At 50.6% G+C, this 11230-nt stretch carries 8 protein-coding genes; 3 read left to right on the forward strand and 5 right to left on the reverse strand.

Annotation, left to right across the window (positions count from 1 at the left end; all coding sequences use genetic code 11):
• Positions 1–8 precede the first annotated feature (8 nt).
• Genes BLA28_RS30280 through BLA28_RS30290 form a run of 3 tightly spaced genes read left to right on the forward strand, consistent with a single transcriptional unit; the run spans position 9 to position 3510 of the window.
• On the forward strand, positions 9–1127 hold the full coding sequence (locus BLA28_RS30280) for an extracellular solute-binding protein (protein WP_069155468.1): 1119 nt from the start codon (positions 9–11) through the stop codon (positions 1125–1127).
• A 13-nt stretch (positions 1128–1140) separates the two neighbouring features.
• Positions 1141–2811, forward strand: a complete 1671-nt coding sequence (locus BLA28_RS30285) for an ABC transporter permease (RefSeq protein ID WP_069155467.1) — start codon at positions 1141–1143, stop codon at positions 2809–2811.
• A gap of 6 nt (positions 2812–2817) precedes the next feature.
• Positions 2818–3510, forward strand: a complete 693-nt coding sequence (locus tag BLA28_RS30290) for a metallophosphoesterase family protein (RefSeq protein WP_069155466.1) — start codon at positions 2818–2820, stop codon at positions 3508–3510.
• Positions 3511–3552: 42 nt separating this feature from the next.
• On the opposite strand, the gene BLA28_RS30295 is transcribed toward BLA28_RS30290, so the two are convergent.
• The 5 genes from BLA28_RS30295 to BLA28_RS30315 form a co-directional block, all read right to left on the reverse strand.
• Complete coding sequence (locus BLA28_RS30295; protein ID WP_016360319.1) at positions 3553–4194, reverse strand: orotate phosphoribosyltransferase; 642 nt, start codon at positions 4192–4194, stop codon at positions 3553–3555.
• A 234-nt stretch (positions 4195–4428) separates the two neighbouring features.
• Complete coding sequence (locus BLA28_RS30300) at positions 4429–6219, reverse strand: hypothetical protein (protein WP_069155465.1); 1791 nt, start codon at positions 6217–6219, stop codon at positions 4429–4431.
• Positions 6220–6799: 580 nt separating this feature from the next.
• Complete coding sequence (locus BLA28_RS30305; RefSeq protein WP_009253958.1) at positions 6800–7669, reverse strand: carbohydrate ABC transporter permease; 870 nt, start codon at positions 7667–7669, stop codon at positions 6800–6802.
• The gene (locus BLA28_RS30310) at positions 7666–8514 is read right to left on the reverse strand and encodes a carbohydrate ABC transporter permease (protein ID WP_009253959.1); all 849 of its coding nucleotides are present in this window, start codon (positions 8512–8514) and stop codon (positions 7666–7668) included. The genes BLA28_RS30305 and BLA28_RS30310 overlap by 4 nt, the downstream gene beginning before the upstream one ends.
• 12 nt (positions 8515–8526) lie before the next feature.
• Positions 8527–10815, reverse strand: coding sequence for an extracellular solute-binding protein (locus BLA28_RS30315; protein ID WP_069155464.1), 2289 nt, complete (start codon positions 10813–10815; stop codon positions 8527–8529).
• Between the last annotated feature and the right edge of the window lie 415 nt (positions 10816–11230).

An 11230-nucleotide genomic window follows, 5' to 3' on the forward strand; every position in this document is an offset into this window, starting at 1 on the left:
ATTTCAAAATGAAAAAGAAAATACTTGCCGTACTTTTAGGAATAACAATGACCCTCGGCCTGGCAGGCTGCGGCACCTCTTCCGGCAGCACGGTTTCCGCGTCTCCCCAGGAAACCGTTTCCCAGGCGTCCGGCAGCGAAGGAGCTGCCATGGAAACTTCCTCTCCCGAAGCAGCCTCCGGGCAGGAAACACCTTCTCAGGAAGAACAGGCCGCTCTCTCAGGAAAGGTTGTTGTATATTGTCCTTCTCCCGCAGGCCTTGCCGATAAAATGGCAGAAGCCTTCACGGCAAAGACTGGTGTACAGGTTGAAATGTTCCAGGGTACCACCGGTGAAATTCTGGCGAGACTGGAAGCGGAAAAGGCCAATCCTATTGCGGATGTGGTTATCATGGCTTCCTGGGCGGACGGACTCGGCATGATTCAGGACGATCAGGTCCTCAGCTATGAACCCGCCAATGCGGATAAAATGAATCCTGACTGGATAGATGCGGACAAAAAAATTTATGGCTACAGCGCATCTGCCGTTGGCGTCATTTATAACACCACGCAGATTGACCAGCTGGATGCCGACTGGGCGGAACTGGGCAGCGACCCTGCCTATAAGGATCTCATTGCCATTCCGGATCCGGTAAAATCCGGCGCCTGCAAGGACTTTCTCTCCGGCTACAGCTATGCTTTCGGTGAAGAAGCCCGGTCCGTAATTGACAGCTGGGTGGCGAACGGCCTGACCAATCCCGGAGCCAACAAGGCTGCCCTGGAAGCCGTAACCACGGGTGAAAAAGCAATCCTCATAGCTGGTGTGGACTACAACGCCTATTCCTCCATGGACAAGGGCGAACCGCTTTCCATCTATTATCCTGCCAGCGGCACCGTAATCAACCCCCGCCCTGCCATGATACTGAAAACCAGCCAGAATACGGACAATGCCAAAGCTTTCATGGACTTCCTTCTTTCTGATGAGGGACAGCAGCTGGTATGTGATGCTTACCTGCTTCCCGGAAGAACCGATATCACTACGGATAAACGGACCAATGCTGCCGATATCCCCACCTTTGACCTGGACTGGAGCTGGATGATGGAAAATTCCGCCCGGATTGCCGAAGATCTGGTCAACAGCTGTAAATAAATGAGGAACCCTTATGAAACACTGGAAAACCTTACAGAACGGGATTAATCTCCTTATTCTGCTTTGCCTCGCCGTATTGATTCTCTGTCCCCTGTTCATGATCTTTGCCAGGGCGGTCATAATAGATGGCCGCCCTGATTTCTCCTATGCCCTGAACATTATATTCAATCCGGAAAACCTGCGTACCATCACCAATTCCCTCCTGCTGGGAGCCGCCGTTGTATTAGTCACCACCATTCTCGGCATCCCCTTTGCCTATCTGATCACCCGGACCCAGCTGGCAAAGCATAAATGGATTGATATCGTCATCATGATCCCTTTCATGACCCCGCCCTTTATCAGCTCCATGGGATTCATCCTTTTTATGCAGAAAAATGGACTGCTTCAGCAGCTCTTCCCCTTTACCGGAAGACTCAGCGAAAGCTTCTTTTCCTTTTGGGGCCTGGTTTTGGTCATGTCACTCCATGTGCTGCCTTTTATGATAAGCATCCTGAAAAATGCCATGCTGAATATCAGTTCAAGCCTGGATGAGGCAGGACAGATTTTCGGAGGAAATTTCTTTTACCGCTTCCGCCGCATTCTGGCCCCTCTTCTTTCCGGCAATTATGCGATAGGCGCCCTGCTGGTCTTTGTTAAAACCCTCTCGGAATACGGCACTCCTGCAACCTTCGGAACCCGTATTGGTTTTTATGTATTCACCACGGACATACACAGACACAGCACGACCTCTCCCATAGATTTCGGAAAAGCGGCATCCCTTTCTTCCGTTCTTGTGCTGATTTGTATTCTTATGTGGATGCTGCAGAATACCGTTACTGCCAGGCATACCTACCGGCTGGTGGGAGGGAAGGGTTCGCGCTCCATACAAAAAAAGCTGCCCGTTTTCCAAAGCATTTTGGCATGGGGATATCTCCTTCTGATATTCTTTATGTCCATCGGGATTCCCTATTTTTCCATCATAATGACTTCCCTCATCAAACTGCGGGGATATGGACTGCAGGCAGGCAATTTTACCCTGGCCCATTATGCGGCGCTTTTTTCAGCCAATTCCAAAGGGCGCAATGCCATATTCACCAGCCTTTTTCTGGCTTTTGCCGCCGCTTTCATCGCCTCCGCCATCGGTGTTGTCATCGTTCTTGCCGCACGCAGGAAAAAAGCCGCTTTCCTTTCCCAAATATTGGAGGGCATAAGCCTGCTTCCCGAGATGCTTCCCAGTATTGTCCTCGTAATCGGGATTATGCTTTTCTGGAACCTGCTTTATCCCGTACTGCCTCTGTATAATACCCTGGGCATCATGATTTTAACCTATGTTGTACTCTACCTTCCCTACGCCGTGCAGTATACCACCTCCGCCTTTATCCAGCTGGGTGACAGTCTGGTACAGGCCGGACGGACGTTCGGCGGATCCGGCTTTTACATTTTCCGTACCATTACTTTTCCCCTTATTTTCAGAGGCATCCTCACCGGATTCATGATGATCTTCATCATTTCCTTCCGGGAACTGGTTGCCGCATCCATGGTGGCGCCGCCAAGCACCCTCACCGTCTCCACCTTCATCATGCGTGAATTTGAACAGGGCAGTGTATCCGTAGGCTGCGCCATGGCGGTAATCTGTGTCTTTCTTACCACAGGAATCCTCATGGCCCTCAAATACGTTTCCTCCAAAAGAAACGGACAGGAGTAACCTGAAATGGAACGTATCGCTCTTCTTGCCGATATACATGGAAACAGCACCGCCTTAAAAGCGGTGCTGAAGGATTGCAGACAAAATCATATACAAAAATTCATACTGCTGGGTGATCTTTTCACCAAAGGCCCTGACCCTGCCGGTGTTTTCCGGCAGCTTCAAAGACTTCCCACCCTGGCGGCCGTTGCAGGAAACACGGATGACTGGCTTCTGGCCGCCGGCGGGCTCACCGCCAGACAGGCAGCACTCACAGCTTTTACCAGAAAAGAGCTCCCGGAGCCGGCCCTGACTTACCTGGCCTCCCTCCGCCGCAGCCTTCTTCTGGAACGGGAAGGATTCCGGATATTCCTCAGCCATTATCCACAGCTCCCTCCGTTCTCTGAATCGCCCGATTTGCTGATTTGCGGCCACACGCATATCCCGTCACTTTTCGCCTGGGAAAATACCCTTTCCTGTAATCCAGGAAGTATCGGTGCCCCCTATGACGGAGATCCGAGAAGCTCCTACGGTATCCTGACCCTTTCTGCACAGCCCGACTTTGAAATCCGGCGTATTTCCTACGATACGCTTGAAGAGCTCCGTCTCGCACAGCAAAAAGCCATCCCATTCTTTTCCCTGTATGAACCTTCCATACTATACGGCATCCGGTCCAATACCCCGCCGCATGCAACGTTCATCAAGCCGGAAGCTCCGTAAACACAAAGAATAAAAGTTCATAGGCACTCCCCGGTTATCCGCCTACAGCCTGGAATACCCATATCCGTTTACCATGGCATCCAGCTTCTGTTTTGCCTTGCACATCGGACAATTGTGCACTTCATAAGCCTGATATCCGGGAATATCGCTGGTATCAAACATAGCCTCCACACGCAGCCCATTAATCGACTTCACCGCACTGAACACCGAGCAGATCCCCTGAACCTTTCCTCCGTAATACTCAATACATTCCAGACTTCTGCGCATGGTCATTCCCGTCGTGGTCGTAGCCAGAAGCAAAAGGACATTCTTCCCCTGAATTTCTCCAACAAGGTTATCCCTGAAAATCATCTGGTTATTCATATTAAATTCCGGTGTTACCACATAAACCGTGTTGTGCATATTCATGGAAGGAAAATTCCCCATTTCCAGTTCTTCCGCCATATAAGCGCCGATGACCTCACAACCGTCCAGACATACAATGGTATCTACCACAGTCTCAATAGGCAGCCTCTGCACAAAAGCCTTTCCTACTGCCGCCGCCTCACTGCGCCGTGTCTTCAGCCCTGTCATATCCACATAGTAATTGATATGGGAGTGACTCGTTGCAAAATGCCCCGGTATTGCTCTCAGGATAATATTATTCCCCGCCTTTGAGTAAAACTTCATCACCTTATTTTCCATACCTTCTCCTTCCCGGGAAGAGTCCTTCTCTTCCATACGCCAACACACTTTCCTGTTCTGCAGCCAAAGCCCCGTAAGAAACACAAATCATTTCTCCGAAAAATTGACTTTCAATCATGCATTCATTATAAATCTTTCAGGAATATTTTACAAGTTAATCCATCTTTTATAATATTTTATAAGCATTTTTCACAAATCCAGTCCCGTATTTTTATCACTTTCCCCTATTGCCTTTTAATCCTTCATACGAACCGGATCCCCATCCGAGATTTCCCTGTCCGCCGTACAGATAATCCTGCTGTTTTCATCCACCACACCGCCGGCCAGCGCCGCATACTTATCATTCTTATCCAGAACATCGACCATAAGCTTCTCCGCAGTCAGCTCCGCACCTAAAAATCCGCTCCTTTCTCCCAGCACATACACAAAATTCCTCTGGTTTTCATCCATATGCAGCGCATCCACAGGAATACAATAATTATACATCTCCGACTGCTGCGTAACACGGAACATCCCGCTCTGCCCAATGGTCCCCGTCCCTTCCGGCAGCGTCACCAATGCCGTAAAACTGCCCGGGCTCGTTTCCATTTCCGTCAGATAATCCACCGTCGCCTTAATCATATTACTGCTGTTTCCCAGCGTTATCTCCGCCTCTGCCCCCAGATTCACATACTTCTTCTCCTCCTTCTGAAGAATCACCTCAAACTGCAGCGGCCTTGCCGTATCCGCGAATACCACCGAAGCCCCCGACGATGTCTGCTCCCCTGCTGCAACACCCACACGGGTAACCACACCCGAAGCCTCAGCCTTAACAACCCCTTCCTGCTCCAAAATCCCCTTCAGACGCTTCAGCTCTTCTCCGGCCTCCTCCAAATCCAGCTGATAAAGCCCCAACGTGGAATCCGACTGCTCCGACCTCAGACTGTCCTCCAGATTCCTCTGCGCATCCTCCAAAGCCTTTTCCTTTTCATCCTCCGCATCCTCCAGCGCCCTCTCCGCATCCTGCACCTTCTCCTCCAGACTCTTCCTGGTACTCATCCAACTCTCCCACGCCGAATCCTCCTCCGAAAAATCCGGCTTATTCACCGCATTCCCCTGAAGCTCTCCCAACTGCTCTGCCGCATCCTCCTGCTCCCAGCCCGCTTCAGAAAGCTCCTTCTTCACCTGCACAAGTTCCGCCTCCTTCTCAGCCAGCTGCGCCTTCAAAGCATCCAACTCCCCGCTGCCGCCGGAAGATGCCCCATCACCCAAACCATTTCCGCTCACCGTACCACCCTCCGTACCTTCCGAACCATTTTCTCCCCCCTTCTTTTCCAACTCCCCGATCTTCTCCTTAAGCCCGGCAATTTCCCCCTCCAGACTCTCCTTCCTCCTCTGCAGCCCCTTCACCTTATCCGAAACACTCTTCTCCCTCTCTCCCCCTTCTGTCAGCCTCTTCTTCCACGCCTGATAAGCCTCCTCCTGCCTCTGCCTCTCCTCATCCGAAGTATTCTTCAAATTCTTATCCAAATGCTCCTGCAGCGAAGCCCTCGCAGACGCCAAATCCTCCTCAGCCCGCCGCAAAGCCTTATCCGCCTCCTCCCCCGCCCGCACCGCATCTTCCCCAGCCCTGCTCATTTCCACATTCTTCTCCTCCCCCGCCAAAGCCAGATTCCCCTGAACCGTAGCAATCTGAAGCCTCAGCTTCTCCACATCCCTCTCCTTATCCCTTATCCTCTCCTCCAGAAAATCCAAATCCAGCGCGAACAACTCACTCCCAGCCTCCACCCTGTCACCCGGAATCACAAACACCTCACGTACCCGCAGCCCCTCCGCCACATTCACCGCCAGCTCCCTGCTCTGCTTCACATTCCCCGACACCTCCACCACATGCCCCACAGCCATCCTCTCCGGCACCTCCACCGACACCCGAGCCAACCCCTCCGCATAAATCCCCCTGGACACCAAAGTCAAAACCAACATCCCCCCCAAAAACACCCCAAACCCCTTCAATACCCTCTTCCTCTTATCCACTTCCATCAACATATTCCCATTCTCCTATCCCAATTTCCAAACCTATAGACCCACAAACCTACAAACCTACAAACCTACAAACCTACAAACCTACAAACAAAATCTATCATCCAACTAACAGCCTATCTATCTTTTATCTTTTTATCTTTTATCTTTTTATCTTTTATCTTTTTATCTTTTATCTTTTTATCTTTTATCTTTTTATCTTTTATCTTTTTATCTTTTATCTTTTATCCCTTACATACCCCCAGACTTTGCCTCCGGTCAGGGGACTCACGAGGATTTGGCCTCTGTAGCAGTCTCGATGCCGGGGCGGGGGGAAGGGGGATTGGACATATGAGTCACGAAAAAATGGTGACATTTCTAACTTTCCGGGATTCCCATGTTACTGTCTGCCCAAATGGCGCTGTCTGACGACCGAAGGGAGGAGTTCAAGCCATTTAGACAGTAACATGGGAACCCCGGAAAGTTAGAAATGCCCCATTTTTCCGTCCGAATAAGTCCCCCCCTTCCCCCCGCCCCGGCAACGAAACTGCCACAGAGGCCAAATCCCCCCGTGAGTCCCCTGACCGGAGGCAAAGTCGCCGCCCCCCTACTCCTTCAGCCCCGAAGCCACAATCCCCTTCTCCAGATAATCCCTCCCCAGCAAAAACACAAACACCGAAGGCACCAGAGTCACCACCGAAGCAGCAAACGCAAAACCCGCCTTATCCTGCCCGATTTCCGGCAGATACAAAGACAGAGGCCACAGCGCCTTATCCTTCAGAAAGGCCAGCGGCTGCTCAATCAGATTCCAATATTCCAGAAATCCCAGCACCATTGCCGAAAGAATCCCTCCTGAAGACAAAGGAAGCCCGATCCGCCAAAACAGATACCATTCTCCTGCCCCGTCTATCCTTCCCGCCTCCAGCAGCCCCCTGGGAATCCCGCAGAACCCCCGGTAAATAAGAAATACCGGAAATGTGGAAAAAACCGCCGGAAGAATCACCGCCCAGTGAGTATTCATAACCCCCACCCGGCTTAACACCAGATATTGAGAAAGCATGGTCACCTGAAAAGGCATCAGCATCAACACGATATAAATGGTAAACAGAAACTTTCTTCCCCGGAACCGGTAAACCGCAAAGGCCCAGGCCGCAGGAACCCCTATCAGAAGCTGTCCTCCCAATATGGCCGCCACCAGCTTTAAGGAATTCCAGAACACCGTATAAAACTGAGGCGTATACAAAAGAAGCTTCCAATAATGTTCTCCCGTAGGATATTGGGGAAACAGCCTCCAGCCGATATACCCCTCCGCGTTTCCGAAAAGCGGCGCCAGATACTGCGAAAGCTCCTGTCTGCTCATAACAGACCCCGACAGCAGCAGAAAAATCGGCGCACACATCAGAAAAACAGGACCCAGAAGGAGGATGAAACGAAAAACCTGTCCGGCTGCCTTTCCCGCTTTTCTAAAAATTTTCACCGTTCCTCATCCCCTTCCTCCCATAATTTTTCCAGAAACAGAATGACCCCCAGAAGCACAATACCGATACAGACTGCCGCAGCTGCCATTTTATCCAATTCCAGATAAACGAACCAGTTATTAAATAAATGCTGCAGCAAATACATGCTTTCATGGGGATACGCCCCCGACACCAGGTAACTTTCCCGGAACACCTTGAAGGAGTTCAGAAAGGAAAGCACCGTAATGGTATACATGCACCCCTTCAGCTGCGGCAATATGATGGAGAAAAAAATACGTACCTTCCCTGCCCCGTCCACTTTAGCTGCCTGTATATAATCCTCCGGTATGGCCAGAATGCCTGCCAGCCACAGGACAACGGTATAACCCAGATTTTTCCACACATAGCTGAAAACAAGAACCCAGAAAGCCAGGCCGGTACCCATATAATCCGTATGCGCGGAAAGCAGCCTGTTCAGGAAACCGCTCTCGGAAAAAGTCATCTTCCAAATCAATACTATCGTCGCCGCCGGCATTGCCATGGGAAGAAGAAAAAAGGATTTCAGCAGCTGCGCCTGCTTCATGTTGGTAAGCAGAAGAGCCGCCAGCAGCCCCAGTACTAAAAGAAGCGGCAGACACACCAGCGTAAAACGCAGGGTATTGCCCACCGCCAGGCGAAACGCCCTGTTTTCATATACGGTTACATAATTCTGAATTCCAACAAATTCCCCCGTGACCGCCGTTGTAAAGGAACGTTTAAAAACGTCCAGAAAGGGAAGAAGCACAAAAAACACCACCCCCAGAAAGCTGGGAAGCAGAAAGGCCAGGAAGGCCCTCCTGCTTTTATTCCACTTTTTTTTCTTCAAATTAAATGCTCCTTATTCCGACAGATAGATAGCGGTTTTCTGCTGTATTTCTTTAACAGCCTGCTCCACACTCATACTTCCTGTCAGGACCTGCACGCCGAATTCCACTACAGCTTCCTCCAGTACCACATTACCCTCCAGTGAAATTTCAGCGTTCTGCGCCAATTCCTTCACTCTGGTCGTGACAGCTTCTGTTGGATAACCATAGGAAAACTGCATATCTTTCCCGCCAACTTTCCATCCGGTTCCCATGGACATCTCACCGTCAGTCTCATCCTGACTGTCGAAGGCCGCCCTGTTTACCGGGAAACCGCTCCCCGTATTCATCTTCTGATATTCTTCTCCCAGCATCAGCTTCACGAAGTTTACTGCCTGCTCCTGCTGGGTACTGGACGCTGATACCGCCAGTTTATCCATCGGCAGGTAACCGGTCCCTTCCTCTCCGGGCCATAAATCAAATACATATCCCTGTTCATCCACAACCTTGCTGACCGCTCCCATATCCATCAGCATATTGCTTGCCGTTCCGGCCATTATTTTTATCTTATCGCCCGCTGTGAGAGCCGCCAGACCTCCCAGACTCCAGGCTCTTTCCGTTTCCCCCCAGACCTCCAACTCTTCCTTGCTGACTCCCTGCATATCCGCCTTATAAATCCGCAGGGCCTGATTCAGGAAATTGGATACAGCCTGGGTATCCAGTTCCTTTCCGTCAAGCCAGCCGACGCTGTTTACCTCCATCAGCTGCAGCAGTTCCTGCCGTGCACTGAAGGCTCCCGTAATACTGCCCTCCGGGTTCTCCTGCCGCAGCTTTTCCACAACTGCGGCAAGACTGTCCATATCCTTCACGGCTTCCACATCCTCCTGTCTGCCAAACAGCAGCGGAAGGCTGAATGATGCGGGGATCACAAAGGTTCCGTTTTCCTGCTTATAAGCAGATGCGATATTTTCAAACACCGCCTGCTGATCCACCAGCTCCTTCAGCACCGGTGACAAATCCGCGAGCATTCCCTTCCCGGAATATACAGATGCATCCATCCCATCCAGCAGGATAACATCCGGACCCGTTCCGCTCAGCAGCTCCACATTCAGATTTTTCAAAGCATCCGTCACCGTCATAGAGGAATCCTTCTCCAGGAAAGCATACGTGTACTCATATTTCACATATACGTCCGGATTCTGTTTCTGGAATAAGGCCATTGCCTGCTTTATTGAAAAATTTTCTTCCAGACTGTAGATTTTAAGCTGTTTTTCCGGCACTGTGGGTTCATTGGGATCATAGGTGAAACGAATTAAATCCTCTCCAGTCGTCAGTAGCAGAAATTCCCCGCTTTCCAGCCTGACCATGGCACACATTCCAAGCATGGGATCCCCGAAGCTGCTGAAGCTGCCTTCCACCAGCTGCTCCATGACATTGCCGTTTCTCACATGCCGGTACAGTCCGCTGCTGTCCGCAATATAAAGGGTGTCCTCTTCTCCGGGAAGCACAATTCCGCCATAGCTCCCCGAGGTATTGTTCAGCCTGCCCTTCAAATTATTTTTGCAATAATCATCCAGAACCGTATCTCTTTCAAGCATACTGCCCTGTTCTGTATCGTATATGGCGACCCCGCTGTTTCCCAGACACAGCAGCTGAGTACCAGCAAACGCCATCATTTCAGGCTGCTCAGACAGCGTAAACAACAGATTTACCTTCCCGTTTTCCCAATCAATGGAACAGATTTTTCCGGATACTGTCGAGCCGAAACACTCCGTTTCCGATTTGGCAAACACCTTATTAATGTAATCACCATCCTCCAGCTGTCCCAGAACTTCCCTTTTGTTTCCTGCCGTATCCATGCCGATTATGTTATAGACCAGTTCCTGGTTTTCGAGTGACTGTACATGACACAGAATAAGGCTTCCATCCGGTGCAATGGAGCTGTTGTTTACAAACCCATCCTGGGGAACAATATTACTGTATGTTTCCGCAGGGCTCCAGCTTTTCCCCTCATCTTCAGATAAAAGCAATCCTGCTGCCGCATCAAAATAAGCCAGCCGGTTGTCAGAAAGCATGGTCATGGTCCTGCCCTCACTGTCCGCCCCATCCGGCAATGGCGTCGTGCTTTCCATATACCGCCCCATGGCAGCTACGCTGCTTTCCGTCTCTTCCGTACTGCTTCCTTCTTCTGTTCCTTCCGCCGACGGGACCTCAGCCGCAGTCCTTCCGCACCCCGTCGTACTTAAGATAATGGCAGAGCCATAAAGAATACAAAGCAATAATGCTGTTAAACGTTTCCATCCATTTCTTTTTTTCCTGTCCATAATAACCTCCTGTCTGTTTATGCACACAATCGTATCATATAAGTCTCTAAGCTTCCTCTAAAAACAGCGAAGGAATTAGAGAAAACTTAGAGACTTCTTTGCTATATTTTTATATGTAATTTCAGGGAATTGACGGAACGGCTTGACAGCCTCCGGGTTTAAAATTAGAGTAAAAGAAAACGCAGACTGCAGACAACAAAAAAATACACGATCTGACTCAAACATCGCACATGCCCCGCCCCCTGCGTCCCGTTCCTTTGGGTCTGCTGTCCGGTTCGGATTCCCCTCCTTCCCGCCGTCGGCTATGCAGGGCTCCTTGCAGGGGACGCTTTCGCTCGGACAAACACGCAGCGGTACTAAGGCCGCAAAATACGCGGCCTAAGGACCGGCGAGTTTATACGCCCCTTACAGGAAA

It is taken from the genome of Eisenbergiella tayi (assembly GCF_001881565.1).
Lineage (GTDB): Bacteria > Bacillota > Clostridia > Lachnospirales > Lachnospiraceae > Eisenbergiella > Eisenbergiella tayi.

Excerpts from the sequence above, each read along its gene's own strand:
- BLA28_RS30315 (WP_069155464.1), bottom strand. The coding sequence starts at position 10,815 with ATGGACAGGAAAAAAAGAAATGGATGGAAACGTTTAACAGCATTATTG.
- BLA28_RS30285 (WP_069155467.1), top strand. The coding sequence starts at position 1,141 with ATGAAACACTGGAAAACCTTACAGAACGGGATTAATCTCCTTATTCTG.
- BLA28_RS30300 (WP_069155465.1), bottom strand. The coding sequence starts at position 6,219 with ATGTTGATGGAAGTGGATAAGAGGAAGAGGGTATTGAAGGGGTTTGGG.
- BLA28_RS30295 (WP_016360319.1), bottom strand. The coding sequence starts at position 4,194 with ATGGAAAATAAGGTGATGAAGTTTTACTCAAAGGCGGGGAATAATATT.
- BLA28_RS30280 (WP_069155468.1), top strand. The coding sequence starts at position 9 with ATGAAAAAGAAAATACTTGCCGTACTTTTAGGAATAACAATGACCCTC.
- BLA28_RS30290 (WP_069155466.1), top strand. The coding sequence starts at position 2,818 with ATGGAACGTATCGCTCTTCTTGCCGATATACATGGAAACAGCACCGCC.